The sequence below is a fragment of the Microbacterium trichothecenolyticum genome, from assembly GCF_030818955.1.
GTDB lineage: Bacteria > Actinomycetota > Actinomycetes > Actinomycetales > Microbacteriaceae > Microbacterium > Microbacterium trichothecenolyticum_B.
The window spans coordinates 3,205,058-3,221,517 of record NZ_JAUTBF010000001.1 but is presented as its reverse complement, the minus strand read 5'-3'; the positions used below and the strand labels follow the sequence as shown (position 1 = coordinate 3,221,517).

At 67.2% G+C, this 16,460-nt stretch carries 17 protein-coding genes; 12 read left to right on the top strand and 5 right to left on the bottom strand.

Annotated elements, in window-relative coordinates:
* The first annotated feature begins 721 nt into the window (after positions 1-721).
* From QE412_RS15165 to QE412_RS15155, 3 genes are all read left to right on the top strand, one after another.
* On the top strand, positions 722-931 hold the full coding sequence (locus QE412_RS15165) for a hypothetical protein (RefSeq protein ID WP_307485719.1): 210 nt from the start codon (positions 722-724) through the stop codon (positions 929-931).
* A 40-nt stretch (positions 932-971) separates the two neighbouring features.
* A protein-coding gene (locus QE412_RS15160) for an IS3 family transposase (RefSeq protein WP_307480082.1) occupies positions 972-2,149 on the top strand; the annotation gives its coding sequence in 2 pieces (ribosomal slippage) (positions 972-1,265 and positions 1,268-2,149; 1,176 coding nt in all).
* Between the two features lie 48 nt (positions 2,150-2,197).
* Entirely contained in the window at positions 2,198-2,443 is a 246-nt protein-coding gene (locus tag QE412_RS15155; protein WP_307485716.1) for a hypothetical protein, read from the top strand.
* Here the strand turns inward: QE412_RS15155 and QE412_RS15150 are convergent.
* Positions 2,440-3,264 carry a CPBP family intramembrane glutamic endopeptidase gene (locus tag QE412_RS15150; protein WP_307485712.1) on the bottom strand — a complete coding sequence of 275 codons (825 nt, stop codon included), beginning with the start codon at positions 3,262-3,264 and terminating at the stop codon, positions 2,440-2,442. The genes QE412_RS15155 and QE412_RS15150 overlap by 4 nt on opposite strands.
* 147 nt (positions 3,265-3,411) lie before the next feature.
* On the opposite strand from QE412_RS15150, the gene QE412_RS15145 reads away from it, so the two are divergent.
* From QE412_RS15145 to QE412_RS15135, 3 genes are all read left to right on the top strand, one after another.
* Positions 3,412-4,899, top strand: a complete 1,488-nt coding sequence (locus QE412_RS15145) for a polysaccharide biosynthesis tyrosine autokinase (protein WP_307485710.1) — start codon at positions 3,412-3,414, stop codon at positions 4,897-4,899.
* 111 nt (positions 4,900-5,010) lie between these two features.
* The gene (locus tag QE412_RS15140; protein WP_307485706.1) at positions 5,011-6,828 is read left to right on the top strand and encodes a DUF4012 domain-containing protein; all 1,818 of its coding nucleotides are present in this window, start codon (positions 5,011-5,013) and stop codon (positions 6,826-6,828) included.
* Positions 6,829-7,054: 226 nt separating this feature from the next.
* Positions 7,055-7,600: an LPXTG cell wall anchor domain-containing protein gene (locus QE412_RS15135; RefSeq protein ID WP_307485703.1), complete on the top strand. Its 546-nt coding sequence runs from the start codon at positions 7,055-7,057 to the stop codon at positions 7,598-7,600.
* 98 nt (positions 7,601-7,698) lie between these two features.
* Here QE412_RS15135 and QE412_RS15130 read toward each other — a convergent pair whose 3' ends face one another.
* Both QE412_RS15130 and QE412_RS15125 read right to left on the bottom strand, forming a co-directional pair.
* A complete protein-coding gene (locus QE412_RS15130; protein ID WP_307485699.1) occupies positions 7,699-8,346 on the bottom strand; it encodes an asparagine synthase in 648 nt (215 codons plus the stop codon).
* 44 nt (positions 8,347-8,390) lie between these two features.
* Positions 8,391-8,819, bottom strand: a complete 429-nt coding sequence (locus QE412_RS15125; protein ID WP_307485696.1) for a YdeI/OmpD-associated family protein — start codon at positions 8,817-8,819, stop codon at positions 8,391-8,393.
* Positions 8,820-9,067: 248 nt separating this feature from the next.
* Between QE412_RS15125 and QE412_RS15120 the strand changes: the two genes are divergently transcribed.
* The 4 genes from QE412_RS15120 (at position 9,068) to QE412_RS15105 (ending at position 11,526) form a co-directional block, all read left to right on the top strand.
* A complete protein-coding gene (locus QE412_RS15120) occupies positions 9,068-9,478 on the top strand; it encodes a DUF4383 domain-containing protein (RefSeq protein ID WP_307485694.1) in 411 nt (136 codons plus the stop codon).
* 2 nt (positions 9,479-9,480) lie between these two features.
* Positions 9,481-10,008: a hypothetical protein gene (locus QE412_RS15115; RefSeq protein WP_307485692.1), complete on the top strand. Its 528-nt coding sequence runs from the start codon at positions 9,481-9,483 to the stop codon at positions 10,006-10,008.
* Between the two features lie 130 nt (positions 10,009-10,138).
* A complete protein-coding gene (locus QE412_RS15110) occupies positions 10,139-10,972 on the top strand; it encodes an oxygenase MpaB family protein (protein WP_373426579.1) in 834 nt (277 codons plus the stop codon).
* Positions 10,969-11,526 carry a DnaJ family domain-containing protein gene (locus tag QE412_RS15105; RefSeq protein ID WP_307485686.1) on the top strand — a complete coding sequence of 186 codons (558 nt, stop codon included), beginning with the start codon at positions 10,969-10,971 and terminating at the stop codon, positions 11,524-11,526. Before QE412_RS15110 ends, QE412_RS15105 begins: the two co-directional genes overlap by 4 nt.
* Positions 11,527-11,705: 179 nt before the next feature.
* On the opposite strand, the gene QE412_RS15100 is transcribed toward QE412_RS15105, so the two are convergent.
* Complete coding sequence (locus QE412_RS15100) at positions 11,706-12,536, bottom strand: aldolase/citrate lyase family protein (RefSeq protein ID WP_307485682.1); 831 nt, start codon at positions 12,534-12,536, stop codon at positions 11,706-11,708.
* A complete protein-coding gene (locus QE412_RS15095) occupies positions 12,533-13,984 on the bottom strand; it encodes a cation:dicarboxylate symporter family transporter (protein WP_307485680.1) in 1,452 nt (483 codons plus the stop codon). Before QE412_RS15095 ends, QE412_RS15100 begins: the two co-directional genes overlap by 4 nt.
* A 138-nt stretch (positions 13,985-14,122) precedes the next feature.
* Between QE412_RS15095 and QE412_RS15090 the strand changes: the two genes are divergently transcribed.
* The gene (locus QE412_RS15090) at positions 14,123-15,727 is read left to right on the top strand and encodes a sensor histidine kinase (protein ID WP_307485676.1); all 1,605 of its coding nucleotides are present in this window, start codon (positions 14,123-14,125) and stop codon (positions 15,725-15,727) included.
* On the top strand, positions 15,724-16,419 hold the full coding sequence (locus QE412_RS15085) for a response regulator (protein WP_307485673.1): 696 nt from the start codon (positions 15,724-15,726) through the stop codon (positions 16,417-16,419). The genes QE412_RS15090 and QE412_RS15085 overlap by 4 nt, the downstream gene beginning before the upstream one ends.
* Positions 16,420-16,460 lie beyond the last annotated feature (41 nt).

Sequence of the window (16,460 nt, the reverse complement as noted above, 5' to 3'; positions counted from 1 at the left end):
ACTACAGCGAGCAGGACGTAGCTCGATTTGTGCTTCGCCCGAACGAGTGCGATCCCACGTATGCGACCTGAAAGAACGGTGAGACCGAGGACGAACACCGTCGTCATCGCGGCGGCTGTCCTGCCCGTAGAACCCGAGTAAACGCTCACCGCTCCCCTCCGACCTAATGCTTGATCGAAGCCTACCCCCGCCCCGTTCAGGCACCCTACGGCATCTGGGGGACTCATTAGAGTCTGCGCCCTGTCCTGCTTCTGGTGATGTCGCATCCGCCAAAGATAGCGGGCATCTGCGGCCGTGCAGTCAGTAAGGCGTACGACGGGGACACGATGATCTGTTTGTCCGCGAGAAAACAGATCGGCTCAGGGTTTCGTACCGCCCTCGAGGCAAGAGAGTGGTGTTTCAGAACCCGGACGTCCTTTTTGGTCTTGGGGTCCCTGACTCCAGTACGTCGCTGGGGCGCGATAATCCGAAGGTTGGCGAGGACGATCAACACTCGCGAGCCTCCGCAGGCAGGCCGAACCCGGTGCTACATCAAGCCTCCCTCGGGGCTGCGACGGAATGGGGCGATGATTCGTGAGCAGCTGCGCTCTCAGGGCCTCATTCCGGTAATCCCCGAGCCCGCCGACCGATCCGACACCCGCCTTGACCTATCGTGGCGGCCTCGTGCTCCGCGCAAAGACGCCCCGGCTACGTCACCTTGATGGTCTGCGACGATGAGTGAGTGAGCGACTCGCCAACTCTCCCCGCACTGGTGCCTGAGCTTCTGGTCGGCGACGTGTCGAAGAGCATCGAGTTCTGGTGCGGGCTCTGCGGTTTCTGGATCACCTACCAACGCCAGGAGGAGGGCTTCGCCTACATCTCCCTCGGGTCCGCACACATCATGCTCGAGCAACGCGGTGTTGGGTCTGCTGCACGGATAGGTGACATCTGATCTGGCTTGCCCCGCAGGACGGGCCTGGAAGGATGCCATCGTGCCCAAGCCTTATCCGAAGGAGTTCCGCGACGACGTGGTGCGTGTCGCCGAGAACCGTGAGCCCGGTGTGACGATCGAGCGAATCGCCGCCGACTTCGGGGTCCACCCGATGACCCTCACGAAGTGGCTCGCCCGCTCCCGCGCCGAGAAGACCGCTGCCGATACCGGTGCTCCGTCGCCAACTAACCGAGACGCCGAGGTCCGCGAACTGCGGGCGCGCAACCGGCTGCTGGAGCAGGAGGTCGAGGTGCTGCGACGGGCGACGGCGTATCTGTCGCAGGCGCATCTGCCGGGAAAAGGCTCTACCCGCTCGTGAAAGAGCTCGCCGGTGACGGGATCCCCGTCACGGTGACGTGCCGGGTCCTCAAGCTCGCCCGCCAGCCCTACTACCGCTGGCTCGCCAACCCCATCACCAACGCGGAGCTGGTGGAGGCATTTCGCGCGAACGCGCTGTTCGACGCGCACCGCGACGACCCCGAGTTCGGACACCGCCTCCTCGCCGATGAGGCCCGCGACGCCGGGGAGGCGATGTCCGACCGGACCGCATGGCGTATTACGTCGGAGAACGGCTGGTGGTCGGCGTTTGGCAAGAAACGCGCCCGCGGGAAAGGCCGCAAGGCCGGCCCTCCTGTTCACGACGACCTCGTCCAACGCGAGTTCATTGCGGACGCGCCGAACCGGCTCTGGCTGACCGACATCACCGAGCATCACACCGGCGAGGGCAAGCTCTACCTCTGCGCGATCAAGGACGTCTTCTCGGGCAAGATCGTCGGCTACTCGATCGACTCCCGGATGAAGTCCCGTCTCGTCGTCAACGCGATCGACAACGCCGCCGCTCTGCGCGGGAACGTCGCCGGTTGCGTCGTACATTCCGACAGGGGCAGTCAATTTCGCTCCCGGAAGGCAATCCGCGCCCTGGCCCGTCACCGCATGGTCGGATCGATGGGCAGAGTGGGAGCTGCGGGCGACAACGCCGCCATGGAGTCGTTCTTCTCGCTCCTGCAGAAGAACGTCCTCAACCGACGCTCCTGGACCACCCGCGAACAGCTGCGCATCGCGATCGTCACCTGGATCGAGCGAACCTACCACCGACGCCGTCGGCAAGACCGTCTCGGCCGTTTGACCCCGGTCGAGTTCGAGACAATGATGACCAAGACCCTGGCCCTCGCGGCCTGACTAACCCCTGTCACCTATCCGTACAGCAGACCCGTTGGCCGGAACTGGGTGACGGGGCCGCTGGAATCACCTCTGGGTCGGGGAATCAACTTCCAGATCAACGTGCCGCGAATCGCGCCGATCATCGCCGCCCTGCGAGAAGCGAATCATCCGCTTTTCATGGAACCCGAGACGATGTGGTACCTCATCGACGAGGACACCGAGGCGGGCGTCCAACAGTTCCTCGTCACCGACCCCGACGGGTACCTCGTCCGCTTTCAAGAGTCGATTGGCCGCCGGCCGACTCGCTCCTAGGAGACACTCCCGAGTGCCGTTCCGAGCACTGCCAGTACCAGGAAAGTCACGTTGTAAACGATGTGCGCGAGCACCGCGCCCGCTAGACGGCCGGTAAAGATCACGATGAGCGCGCATGTAGTTCCCACGATGAACAGCTGCACGCCGCTCGCGAGCGCCAACTCAGTGAACGCTGCGTGAAGCAGCACGAACGAGCCCGCAGAGCACAGCACGGCCGTCACGCTCGCCGCGAAACCGCCCAGGCCGCGAAAGAGGAGGCCGTACACTGCGACAAGAAGCACGCCACGGAACATGGTCTCCTCGATGAGGGGGGCGAACAGACCGGCGGAGAGCACCGTGGCGATCCACCAGGCGTGCTCTGGAAACCCTTCCGATGGCGTCATCGAGGGAAAGGCAGTCGCGTGAGAACCGCTCAACAAGCCCTGCACGAGTCGCAGGCCCAGCCCGAGACCGATCCCCCACAACAGATCGATAGATCTGAATCGAAACAGTCCAGCGGGCTGTGCGCGCGCTAACGCGAAGCTGATTGCCGCGAGCAGGCCCAACCACAATGCAATCGTCGAAGCGAACGGTGCCCAGGGCACCGAGATACGGGCCGCAAAATAGGCACCGATGAGCCCAGCGCCTACACCCGCGAGCACGATCGCAAGGACCGTCGCATCCCATGGACGCAGCGACCGACCCCCTTCACGCCAATCGAGACGCTGCCTACGTCGCTTGCGTGCGCCGTGGTCATCCGATGACTTTACGGAATCCCATGGAGATGCCGAGCCGCCATCTGCACGGCGAGAGGTAGCAGGATCGCTGAGGGAATCGGACACTCGGCCAATGTATCGGCACACGCTGGGCGAGGCGAAGAAGACGGTGGAATACGCGCTCAACGCGAGCTCGAAACATTCTGTGTGTAAGACTGAGCACGATTCCGAGACCTAACGCAGCAGGTCATCATCGCGTCTTCGAGAGGCACCATGGAGCCCAGCGACTACATCCGCGTTCTTCGCAAAAACTGGCTCGTGATAGTCCTGTTGACTCTCATTGGCCTCGGCGTAGCCACGGGGTACACGCTCACCCGCACGCCACTCTATGAGTCAACGAGCACAGTTTTCGTGTCGACGCAGGGCGGTAGCACTGCAGCAGAACTTCAGCAAGGATCGAGCTTCACACAGGCGCGCATCAACACGTACGTCGGCCTCGCGACGACGCCGGCCGTTCTCGACCGCGTCATCGCAGAGATGGGTCTCGCCACGACGGCAGACAGATTGGCACAAGTGGTCAGCGCATCAGCAGCGTTGAACTCGACTCTCATCACGATCACCGCTACCGACCCCGATCCGTCGACCGCCGCCAACATCGCGAACGCAGTTGCGGCAAGCCTGTCCGCGACGGTTCCGCAACTGGAGCCTTCTACAGCAAATGGTGTCAGCCCTGTGCGTCTCAGCCGGGTGCGCGATGCTCAGCCGTCAACAACTCCGTCCAGCCCCAATGTCACTGTCAACCTTGTGCTCGGCACAATCTTCGGCTTAGCTGCTGGCGCTGTCACAGCAGTTGTACGAACGCGACTAGATAACCGCGTTCGCAATCCGCGCGAAGCCGAGCAGATCACCGGCGCCCCGGGAATGGGTTCGATTGCATACGACGCGAAGGCGAAAGACCGACCTCTCATCGTCCACGCCGATCCTCTCAGCCCTCGGGCAGAGTCATTTCGCGCGCTTCGTACAAACCTGCAGTTCCTCGACATGGGTGGCCGATCAAGCTTCGTAGTCACCAGCTCGATGCCGAGCGAGGGCAAATCGACCACCACCATCAATCTTGCAGTCGCGCTCGCGGATGCCGGGAAGCGCGTTGCGCTGATCGACACCGACCTCAGAAAGCCAAAGGTAGCGGAGTACCTGAGCATTGAAGGAGGGGCGGGGCTGACCGACGTGCTCATAGGTCGCGCGTCCCTTGACGACGTAATGCTGCCGTGGGGCGGTAGAACTCTATGGGTGCTGCCCGCTGGGAAGATTCCGCCGAACCCCAGCGAACTCCTGGGTTCCGACCAGATGAACAGCCTTCTTTCAAGCCTTGAGAGAGAGTTCGACGTCGTTCTGTGTGACGCCCCTCCTTTGCTGCCTGTCACCGACGCCGCCATCCTCTCGCGCGCGACGAGTGGCGCTCTGATGGTAGTTTCGGCCGGTCGAACGACTCGGCATCAGCTGACCCTCGCGACAGCGGCTCTGAACACGGTCGGTTCCAAGCTGGCCGGTTTTGTTATGACGATGGTCCCAACGCGCGGGCCAGATGCCTACTACGCGGGCTATGGCTACGGATACGGCTACCGCGAGACGGTCGACGAGGTGGAAACTGCGACCGCGGCCGAACACATTGAGGGTCTCCTCTCTCCGATCGACAACGGCCGGAGCCGCTCCGCGCGGTCTCGTCGCCGTGACAGCACTCGCTCAAAGCGCCGTGAGTGAACCAGCGAACTGGTCTGCATACTCTGTCTGCCCCGCGGATCGAGAGCGGAATTGTTGGCATGTGTGGACCCCGCGCGACCGTCCGAGCTGGGTGAGATGCGAGGTGCTGAAATGAGCGTTCTTTCCCCGCAGATGAAGACCGCAGGTCGAGTTTTCGCGTGGACGCTCGCCACTTTGATGCTGGTTGCCGTTTCAATAGCCCTCTGGGTCGGTGTGCGCGGTACGCTCGCCTACCAGCATCTCGCGCGTGTTCAAAGCGAGGCCAGTCGCAGCGCTATGGACGTGGCAGCCGATCCGTCCGCAGCCTCACCGACGATTGCCAGACTCGCATCGGAAGCGGCGGAAGCACGAGAACTTACGTCAGACCCGGTGTGGACTCTTGCCTCGCTCACCCCGTGGGTTGGGCCACAGCTTGAAGCCTTCAGCACGCTCGCCGCATCGATGGATCAACTCCTCGGTCGAAGCCTGTTACCGCTAGCCACGGCTGCTCAGGGCGTGAAAGTGGACTCGCTCAGACCTGTCAATGGACGCATAGACCCAAATGCGCTGTCGAACATCGCCGGACCCGCCGACGAAGCCTCGCGTAGTGCCTCCGCCGCGACGGACGCCGTCCGCGCGATCAATCGCACTCCTCTCGTCGGAATCGTTGATTCCGCGGTTAATCGAGCCATCGAGGTCTTCGAGCAAACAGCGGGGTCTATCGACACTCTCGCACGCACGTCGCATCTGCTCCCCTCCATGCTGGGCGGGAAGGGCGAACGGGAATACCTCGTGCTCGTGCAGAACAACGCGGAATGGCGCTCGCTGGGGGGAATCTCGGGCACGGCGATTCTCCTCAAGACCGTGGACGGCGCGGTCTCGCTCGTGCGAACCGAGTCCGCCACTTCTTTGTCGCAGAGTTTCGACGGACCTGTCGTCGACCTTCCGAAGCAGATCACCGATCTCTACGGCACAAAACCCGCACGGTACTTCCACAATCTCACCCAAGTTCCCGACTTCTCGGTCGTCGGAGCGAGCGCACGCGAAATGTACTTGTCGGCGACCGGGGTCGACGTAGACGGAGTTCTCGCGGTCGATCCGGTCGCGCTTTCTTACCTCCTGCGAGCGACCGGGCCAGTGCCGATCGCGTCGGGCGATACCTTGACCGCAGAGAACGCGGCGGCTCTCCTCCTGAACGAGGTGTATTTGCGCTACGAGTCGCCAGAGCAGCAGGACGCGTTCTTCACGGCCGCCACCGGCGCCGTCTTCCAAGCGCTTCTGAACAGCCAGGCATCCGCCCCGGAGCTAGTTGCTGCACTAGGACGCGCAGGCGCCGAGCACCGGTTGTACATATGGAGTAAAGAGCCCAACGAACAGGCCATCCTCGATGGCTCGACTATTGCCGGCCTACTCCCTGTAACCGATGAGCGCCACGCCCGGTTCGGCGTCTACCTGAACGACGGCACCGGCTCCAAGATGAGCTACTACGTGGTGCCCGAGGTGTCTCTGGCCTGGGCGGCCTGTCAGGCGACGGGGCAGAAAGGGGTGCGTCAACTCGTACTTCATGTGAAGTTGACGAACACCGCTCCCATCGATGCCGGAACGACCCTGCCTTGGTACATCACCGGAGGCGGCGTCTACAGGGTCGCACCGGGAACAGCGCGGGTTGTCGCGAACGTGTTGCTCCCCGAGGGCTTCGAGATCGTCTCCTCCACGTCGCCAACGGAAAGTCCGTTCACCAGCAGTGTGCTGGAAGGACGGGACGTGATGACCTTCAGCTCCGACCTGCAGCCCGCCGCAGCGACCGAGGTGACCGTGACCGTTCGCGGAACCTCGAGCGCTGTCGATGCTGAAGCTCTCGTGACCCCTACGGCGAACAGTTCAATCGACCCTGTTGTCGAAGTGTCGTGCGACCTCACCCACACATCGCCGGGCGGAGGGCTGAGTTGACATCGCAGCCGACGCCGGCGGGTAGCTACCCGAAACGTGTCTTGTAGCGAAATATTCACGCGTAGGAAATCAGATGAGTTTGCTTTTATCACAATCCTTAGGCAATACTCAGGAAGACACCAGGCTCTATCACAGCCACATCGACCTGGTTCCCAACACACGCTCAATGGACGCACGAAACGAGCGGACCACAAACAGCCGTCATCCGGTTCGAAAGCAGGCAATCATGAAGCACACGTTCTCCAAGGTCGCGGCCTCGGCCGCCGTCGCCGCGGCGCTGTTGGTCGCCGCGCCGGTCGCGGCCCAGGCCTACGTCCCCACCGACCCCAGCACCGTGACGGTGACCGTGACCGCCAACGGACCGGTTCCCATCACGGGCTTCCAGCCCGGCGCGTCGGTCACCTTCACCCTCGTCGGCCGCGGTGTGACCGGAGCGAACATCGCAACGGCCAACCTGCCGGTAACGTCCGCCTCGGTCACCAAGACCGCTGACGGGTCGGGTGCGGCCACGGCCGTCGTCACGCTCCCGGCGAACCCGAGCGGTTCGTACACCCTCGCTGCGACCGGCGCTCGCGCCGGCAGCAGCACCGGTGGTGGCACGGGCGGCGGCAGCGGCAGCAACGCCGGCAGCAGCAACGCCCTTCCCGTGACCGGTGTGGACGCCGACTCGCTCCTGGGCATCTGGGTCGGCGGCGGAGCCCTTCTGCTCGCCGGCGCCACGGTCGTCGTCGCCTCGAAGGTGCGCCGCAACCGCCAGGAGACCAAGGCCTGACGCCTTCCTTCCAACGAGAAGCCCCCGTCGACTCCGGTCGACGGGGGCTTCTCGTTGTACGTGTGCGGCCTCCGGCGCGGCATCCATACCCCGCGGGGTCAGGACTCGGCGGACTTATTCTTCTTCTTGCCGCCCTTGCCCGAGCCGCCCGAGGGTCTCTTCTCGTCGCCTGAGGGTTCCTGCTCGGCCGCCTCGGCCCGTTCTTTCGCCCTCCGCTTCGCCTGCGAGGCGAGACGAGCCAGGTCGACCATCCGCAGGGCGTCCATGCGGGCCCGACGCATCGTGGCGTAGTCGGGGTCGGCATCCGCCGTCATACCCTCGACGTCGAGACGCTTGCGGAGGTTGGACTCGACGTCGCCCCACGCAGCGATCCGCGCGTCGGCGACGAGCGTATTCACCCTCTCATCGTCGTCGGCGAGGGTCCGCAGCTCTTTCGCGACGCCGCGCGACTGGCGGGCACGACGACGCAGGTTGCGGGTATCGCGGTCACGATAATCGTGCGTGCCCGACGAATCCGAGAAGCGACCCCACGCGCGCTTGCGCTGATGCGTGACACGCTCGGCGGCCTGGTCCTGCTCGTCGGCCAGCGACCGCAGTGTCTCGCGGGCGAACGCGGCGAAGAGCTCGCCATCGAAGAGTCCCCCGCGGGCGATCGTCTCGACGAGGATGCGGTTTCGCACGGCAAGGCGCGCCGCGGCCGTCGCGATCGACAGCCCTTCGGCGATGGCATCCTTGGTGCGCCCCACGAGACCTCCCGCTCCAGGCTATCGGTCGACAGCCGGGGCCGAGGTCAGCCCAGGGAGCCGACGATCACCGCGATACGTCGCGCGCGGGTCTCTGCGGTCTTCGCTCCCTCGACATTCGCGACGTGTGCTTTTCGAGCGCTCGGGGCGAGGGCATCGAAGCGCGCCCGCACCCCCGCCGCGTCGAGGGCGGACGCGAGGTCGTCGGGCACCTCGACGGTGCGCGGGGCGGTGTCGAGCCGCAGTTCGACGACGATCGAGTCGCCGCCCGACAGCCCGGTGGCGGCACGCTTGTCGGCCGAGAACGGAATGAGGTGCCGGCCGCCCATGACGGCCAGCGTGCTCGGAAACACGTATCCGTTCACCTGGACGACCACAGCCGCGCGCTTGCCCCCGCCGAGGGCCTCCACGACCTCGAGCGGAACCTCGATACCGGTGTTGTTGCCCGTCTGGAGCAAGGTCGTCTCGAAACGCATGACGCGATCGTCGCAGATGCCGGTTATGTGAACAACGCGCGAAAAGCAATCCCGGAACACACGTGCGACACCCGACCTATGGTCGAATCGTTACGGAGGGCCTCGGAGAGTACTCGGGGGCCTTCTGTCGTTTCCAGGTTCTATCGAATGCGGTCGGGCAGGGAAAGCCCCAATCCGAATTGAGCAATGTCTCCGAAGATGTGGTGAGGCGGCCGGACGGCCGCTGCCAATACACCGGGAGGTTCATCATGAGCTCGTCACCCAACCGCATCGTGGCTACCGTCTTCGGTGCCGTCTACCTGCTCGTCGGTCTGCTCGGCTTCGCCGTCACCGGCGGCGTGGGCTTCATCGCGACCGAGGGCGGTCTGCTCCTCGGCATCTTCGAGGTGAACCCGCTGCACAACATCGCGCACCTGCTCATCGGCGCCGCACTCCTGGTCGCCGGTCTGGCCAACGCCCGCGCCGCGAAGGGCGTCAACACCACCGTCGGCGCCGTCTACCTGCTGCTCGGTATCGTCGGCTTCTTCCTCGCCGGAACCTCCGCGAACATCCTCGCGCTGAACGTGCCCGACCACTTCCTGCACCTCGCCAGCGCCGTGGTGCTGCTGGGTGTCGGCCTCGGCACCGAGCGCAACGTCCCGCGTACCGCGGGGGTCTGACGATGACTGCCGCGACCTTCGTTCGGTCGTGGCCCTCCGTGTCCGCATGGGGGGCCGGGCTGATCACCGCCGCCCTCGGTGCGGGCGCGATCACTCGCCCCGATTCCGGGGCCGTCGCAAGCGGCCTCGGAATCGGGATGGTGGTCCTCGGATTGGCGTCGCTGGTCTGGGGCGCCGCCGTGCTGTCGGCCGGGCGTATCGTGACACCGCGCGCCGCTCTCGCCGGCGCCCTCGTCGCGCTTGCCACCACCACCGCTCTTCTCTTCGCCATGCCGGCGCACACCAGCATCCTCGCCGTGGCCGCGGCATCCCTTCTTCTCGTCGTCGTCGGCGCGACGGCCGCGGTGCACCTGCGCCGACAGCGGCTGAGCCCGGCGCAGCGCAGCGCTCAGCCGATGAGCGTCGTCGGTCTGCTGGTGGCCGCCGCCGTCATCGCGGTCGTGGTCACCCCGGCCCTGGGCGCCACACAGAACGCCGTGCTGCTGCGCGACGACGGCACCGTGCCGGTCATCACGCACGAAGGGCACTGATCTGTCAGAATCCCGCGCCCGTCTCCTCAGACGGTGGCACGCTGGAACGGTGACAGAATCTCCCACCCCCGACTGGGTCCGGTCGCTGCGTGGGAAGATCCTCATCGCCCTCGCCGGAGACCCGACCGGCATGGCGCCCTACGTGCGCGCGATCGCCGAGGGCGTCGACACCGGGTACTTCGCCGAGAACGGCCCCGCATGGACGGTGCACGCCGGAACAGGAACTCTGGTCGCCGGCATCCGCGCCCTGCTGCTGCAGGCGCTGCATCCGGGAGCCCTCGCAGGCGTGCACGACTGGTCACGGTACCGCGAAGACCCCATCGGCCGTCTCACCGGGACGGTGCGCTGGGTCGTCACCCTGACCTACGGCTCCCGAACGCAGGCGGATGCCGAGACCCGGCGCGTCGGACGCTTCCACCAACGCGTGCAAGGCGAATACCGTGCCGGCGACGGCACCGACCGCAGGTACACCGCCGAGGCGGCCGATCTCGTGCGATGGGTGCACCTGGCCTTCACCGACGCCTTCCTCGCGGGCCATGAAGCCTCGCGCAAACCCATCCCGGGCGGGGCAGATGCCTACGTCGCCGACTGGGCGACAGCCGGCCGCCTCATGCGGGTGGTCGACCCGCCGCTGACACGCGCGGCGCTGCGCGCCGAGATCGACGCGTTCGCCGACCGCGGCGAACTACGCGGCGGGGAACGCGTCGACGACGTCGTGCGCTTTCTGCGGCGACCACCGTTCGCGGGCGCGATGGGCGTGGCCTACCGCGTGCTGTTCGCAGCGGCGGTGGCGACCATCCCTCGGCGCTACCGCAAGATGCTGGGCGTGCGCCGGTGGCCGCTGCCGGTGCTGACGCTGGCGCGCCTCGTGCTGCGCGTAACCGAACGAGCGCTGGGATCGGGGCCGCGCGCGCAGGACATGGCACGCGCGCGCCTGCGACGACTGGAGCGGGAGGCGGCGTGAGCGACGATCCGCGCCAGTCGGCCGAGCGCTACCGGCTCGATCGAGAGCTGCGTGCCGCGGGGCTCGAGCCCGAGGCCGAGGAACGGGGTCCCGCCCGAGGATCGACCGCTGCCGATCGGGCCGCGTACGTCGAGACGGCGATCCAGCAGGCCATCCGACGCGGCGAGTTCGACGACCTGCCCGGGGCGGGAAAGCCCCTGCCCGACCTGGGTGGAGGGCACGACCCCGACTGGTGGATCCGCCGAAAGATCGAGACCGAGAAGCTCAGCGGTCTCGGCCCACCGGCCCTCACGCTGCGGGTGGAACACGCCGAGATGGCGGATCGACTGGATGCCATCGTGCGCGAGGCCGAGGTGCGCGAAGCACTCGAAGATTTCAATCGCCGAGTGATCGACGCACGGCGCCAGCTGCTCGGCGGGCCGCCGGTCGTGACCCCGACGCTCGATGCGGAAGCAGAACTGCGTGCGTGGCGCGAGCGCCGTCGCGCTCGGGAGACCGCCGCGATTCCCCTCGAGCGCCCGCAGCGGCGGCGGTGGTTCGGGCGGAAGCGGTGAGGGGGATCGCCACGCGCAAATGACCCCCTGGTCTGGCGCGCCGGTCGGGCGGCGCGACAGACCAGGGGGTCGCGCACGCCTGGCGCAGCGCACGCACGCCGGTCATGGGGAATCACTTTCGGCGCTCCCTCAGAGTAACGTAAAACCATGTTTACATGGCATAAATGTCTGTCGCCGCGTCAGAGGGCAGCCAGGGCCTCGGCGCGCTCCACCAGCGCCCGCGCCCGCGCGAGCGTCGGAGCGTAAGAACCATCGACCGGACCGTCGGGGGTCGACGACAGCAGCGAGCGCGCGGCGTCGACCTCGGCCGATGACGGTGTGAACCCGGCGTGGGCGCCGGCCACCGCGGCATCCCGAAGCACGAGGGTGCCGGTGAAACCCATCGCGGCGGCGTGCAGAGCGGCATCCCGAGCGTGATCCACGGCACCGCACGGCCCGTCGATGGGACCGGCGATGCCCGCAGCGGCCGAAGCCACCACCAATTGCGCGCGAGGCCACGACAGGGCCAAGCGGTCAGCCGCCATGCCGGTGTCGCGGCGGAAGTCGCCGGCGCCGAACGCGAGGCGACGGGTGGCTGGGTGCGCCGCGATCGCGGGAGCCGCCAGCAGCGCCGCGGCCGACTCGACCATCGCGACGATCGGCGTGGCCTCGGGGAGCGATGCCGCCACATGAGCCACATCGGCGGCGCCGGCACACATCGCCAGCACCACGCCGGCCAAACGCTCGTCGAGCTCGCGCCCCAGGGCGAGGTCGGCCTCGCCGTCGCGAGTGCCGGCAGCACTGATGCGCAGCCACACGGGAGCCTCGACGGCCGCATGGCGCGCACGGTCGCGCCCCTCGGCCTTGCGGCCGTCCGGCAGACCGTCCTCCAGGTCGAGCACCAGCACGTCGGCCGCGGTCTCGAGATCACCGGCCAGCGGAGAGCGCAGCATCCACGTGCGGGCGAGGTCCACCCGCGTGCCGGCGGGGGCAGCCGAAGCCGCCCCCGCCGGGGTGTGCGCGATGGTCACGAGCGACTCCGAGCCGCCGCATCCGCCTCAGCCTTGGCGCGGAAGGCGTCGAGGGCCTGCGTGTCGACCGCGGGACCGGTGCCGATCTCCGCGGACGCCTGCTGTTTGGCATCCGCCACGGGGGTCGCCGAGCCGTGACCGTCGCCGGTGAGCATCGACTCGTCGAACGGGATGTCGCCGGCGAGCACCTCGCGGACACGCTGGCCGTCGTACTCCTTGGTCCAGACACCGATGAGCATCGTGGCCACCGCGTTGCCGGTGAAGTTGGTGACGGCGCGAGCCTCGGACATGAAGCGGTCGATGCCGACGATCACGCCGACGCCGTCGACCAGGTCGGGGCGGTAGGCCGACAGGCCGCCCGCGAGGGTGGCGAGACCGGCGCCGGTGACGCCGGCGGCGCCCTTGGAGGCGATGATCATGAAGATCATCAGGCCGATCTGCTCACCGATCGACATCGGCGAGCCCATCGCGGTGGCGATGAACAGCGAGGCCATGGTCAAGTAGATCGCGGTGCCGTCGAGGTTGAACGAGTAGCCGGTCGGCACCGTGATGCCGACGACGGGCTTCGAGACACCGAGGTGCTCCATCTTGGCGATGAGGCGGGGAAGAGCGGCCTCAGACGACGAGGTGCCGACGATGAGCAGGTACTCGCGCCCCAGGTACTTCATCAGCGTGAAGATGTTGACGCGGGTCACGACATAGAGCAGCGTTCCGAGCACCACGGCGATGAAGAGGAAGCACGTGATGTAGAACGCGCCCATCAGGATGCCGAGGCTGATCACGGCCTGGAACCCGGTCTTGCCGACGACGGCCGCGATCGCCCCGAAGGCACCGATCGGGGCGAGCCACAGGATCATGCCGAGGATGCGGAAGACCAGCACCTGGAAGTTGCGAATGCCCTCGACCATGCGAGCGCCGCGCTCGCCCATTCCCTGCAGGGCGAAGCCCACGAGCAGGGCGATGAACAGCACCTGCAGGATGCTGCCGCCGGTGAAGGCCGAGAAGAACGTGGTCGGGATGATGCCCAGGACGAAGTCCTGGGTCGTCGTCGCCTCGGTCGAGGGCGCGTCGTACTGGGCGCCCGCGATGTTCAGGCCCTCACCCGGGTGGATGATGTTGCCGACGAGGAGGCCGATGATCAGGGCGAACGACGACATGACCAGGAAGTAGATCATCGCCAGGCCGCCGATCTTGCCGACCGTCGAGGCCTTGGCGATCGAGCCGATGCCGACGACGATCGTGCAGAAGATCACCGGGGCGATCATCATCTTGATCAGGCTGACGAAGCCCTTGCCGAGCGGTTCGAGCGCCGTGGCGAGGGCCGGCGCGACGAGGCCGACGACGACACCGGCCACGACGGCGACGATGACGGCGATGTAGAGCCAGTGGTTGCGGTCGATCCTCTTGCGGGGCCGACCGTCGCGAGTGGTGCGGAGTGAGAGAGCCATCAGCGCCTATCCCCTCTTCCTAACGTCATTGTTTTTCCCGGCGGGGCCGCCGGTGGATGTCACGACTGTCGTCGAGAGCGTCCGCGATGGCGATTTGTGGTCGTATTGTTCACGGCAGGCGCGATGGAGGGCGACGACATGAGACTGAGTGTGGGAGGGCGCCTCGCGCTCGTTTCGCTCGGCGTCGTCGTTCTCGTCGCGGGCGTGCTGGCGGCGCTGCTGTCGGTGCAGCTGAGCGACTCGGGTCAGCGCGAAGCACAACAGGTGACCCGGTCGGTGGCCGAGACCCTCGCGCACGAACGAGACGTGGCCGCGCTCGTCGCGCGCCGGGATTCCGACGCGCTGCAACCGATGGTCGAGCAGATCCTCCCCGACGCCGATCTGTCGTTCGTCACGATCATGACGCCCGACGGCATCCGCCTCACCCACCGCAACAGGTCGGAGATCGGGCAGGAGTACCAGGGATCGCGCCAGGAGGCCCTCGACGGTGCGACCTTCACCGAGGTCTACGAGGGCACACTCGGACCCTCCGTGCGCACGATCGCGCCCATCCGCGACGGCGGCGACGAAGACGGCGACATCGTCGGCCTCGTCGCGGTGGGTGTCACCCTCGGCGCCGTGCAGCAAGACCTCGCCGCTCGCGTGCCGTTGATCGTCGCGGCATCCGCCGCCATCGTCGGCTTCGGCGTGCTCGGCGCACTCTACGTGCGCCGCAGCGCGCGGCGCGTGACCGGCTCGTACACGCCCGGCGAACTGTCGCGTCTCGTCGAGAGCTACGAGACCGTGCTGCACTCGCTGCGTGAGGGACTCGTGGTGACCGACCGCACCGGTCGCATCGTGCTCTACAACGACGAGGCCGCCGACCTGCTGGCGCTGCCTCCCGCGACCACCGGCCAAGTATCGCTCGACCCCCGGGAGGTGGAGATGGATGCCGCCCTGGCCGAGGCCATCGCCACCGGACGCCGCATGGTGGAGGAGACCGTGGTCAACGGCGATCGCGTGCTGTTGGTCAATCAAGAAGACGCGCGCGACCTCACCGGGCGGCGCGCCCCCGAGCGTGGACGCGTCATGACGTTGCGCGACCGCTCCGAGCTGCAGGCGCTGCTGGGCGAGCTCGAGGGCGTGCGTACCCTCAGCGACACCCTGCGCTCGCAGACGCACGAGCACGGCAACCGGCTGCACGCGCTGCTGGCACTGCTCGAGCTCGGGCGCGTCGACGACGCGCGGCGGTTGATCCTGGCATCCACGAGCGAACGGCAGGAGCTCGCCGACCGGCTCGTCTCGGATGACGAGGGCGCCGTGGTCGTCGCCCTGCTGCTCGGCAAGCTCGACGAGGCCGCCGAGCGCGGCGTACGCCTCGACCTCGACGTCGCCGAGCCCACTCCCGCGCTGCCGCTGGCACCCGCCGAGGCCGTGACCGTGGTCGGCAATCTCGTCGACAACGCCCTGGATGCCGCAGCGGCCGGCGCCGAGCCGCGATGGGTGCGTGCGACGCTGCGCGAGAGCGGTGGCGATGTCGTGCTCGAGGTCAGCGACAGCGGAGCCGGGTTCGACCCCGCCCTGGAAGACCCCTTCGCCTTCGGCGTGTCCACGAAGCCTGCGCACGCGCCCGGCGGCCGCGGTGTCGGCCTCGCCCTGGTCCGCGACATCGTCGCCGCACGCGGCGGCACCCTGCAGCTGAGCGCGGATCCCACCACGGTACGGGTGTTCTTGCCCGCCGTCGCCGAGGCGGTGGCGCCGTGATCCGCGTGCTGGTCGTCGACGACGACGCGCTCGCGCTCGAGCTGCACTCCGCATATGTCGCACGGGTGCCGGGATTCGAGGTCGCCGGGCACGCCGCGGGTGCCCGGGCGGCGCTGACCGCCCTGAGCGATCCCGAGCGCCGCGTCGACCTCGTGCTGCTCGACATGACCATGCCCGACGGCACCGGGCTCGACGTCGCCCGGCGGGTACGGGCCATGGGATCTCGCGTCGACATCATCGCCGTCACCGCGGTACGGGATGCCGCGACCGTCCGCGCCGCGGTGTCGATCGGCGTCGTGCAATACCTGATCAAGCCCTTCGCTTTCGCCGCGTTCCGCGAGCGCCTCGAGGCATACCGCGCGTACGTCGACGGGCTCGACCGCGCGGCCGGCGATGCGACGCAGTCGGAGGTGGACGCACTGCTGGGGACGCTGCGGACCATCGCCGCACCCGCTCTGCCGAAGGGCCTGAGCGATGAGACGCTGCACGCCGTGGCGGAGCGGGTGCGCACGGCATCCGAGGCCGTGTCGTCGACCGAGGTCGGCGAGAGCGAGGGCATGTCGCGCGTGACGGCTCGGCGCTACCTCGAGCACCTCGCCGACGTCGGCCGCGTGCGCCGCGAGCCCCGCTATGGCGGCCAGGGCCGCCCCGAGATCACCTACGCCTGGGTGCGCCCGGCCCACCCCCGTTGAGTGTCCAAGACACGCCGCGCGCGGAGCCGTGCCTTCGGCGT

What these genes read in the sequence shown, in the direction of transcription:
- QE412_RS15145 (WP_307485710.1), top strand. Translation starts at nt 3,412, where the DNA reads ATGGAGCCCAGCGACTACATCCGCGTTCTTCGCAAAAACTGGCTCGTG.
- QE412_RS15140 (WP_307485706.1), top strand. Translation starts at nt 5,011, where the DNA reads ATGAGCGTTCTTTCCCCGCAGATGAAGACCGCAGGTCGAGTTTTCGCG.
- QE412_RS15135 (WP_307485703.1), top strand. Translation starts at nt 7,055, where the DNA reads ATGAAGCACACGTTCTCCAAGGTCGCGGCCTCGGCCGCCGTCGCCGCG.
- QE412_RS15125 (WP_307485696.1), bottom strand. Translation starts at nt 8,819, where the DNA reads ATGCGTTTCGAGACGACCTTGCTCCAGACGGGCAACAACACCGGTATC.
- QE412_RS15120 (WP_307485694.1), top strand. Translation starts at nt 9,068, where the DNA reads ATGAGCTCGTCACCCAACCGCATCGTGGCTACCGTCTTCGGTGCCGTC.
- QE412_RS15115 (WP_307485692.1), top strand. Translation starts at nt 9,481, where the DNA reads ATGACTGCCGCGACCTTCGTTCGGTCGTGGCCCTCCGTGTCCGCATGG.
- QE412_RS15110 (WP_373426579.1), top strand. Translation starts at nt 10,139, where the DNA reads ATGGCGCCCTACGTGCGCGCGATCGCCGAGGGCGTCGACACCGGGTAC.
- QE412_RS15095 (WP_307485680.1), bottom strand. Translation starts at nt 13,984, where the DNA reads ATGGCTCTCTCACTCCGCACCACTCGCGACGGTCGGCCCCGCAAGAGG.
- QE412_RS15090 (WP_307485676.1), top strand. Translation starts at nt 14,123, where the DNA reads ATGAGACTGAGTGTGGGAGGGCGCCTCGCGCTCGTTTCGCTCGGCGTC.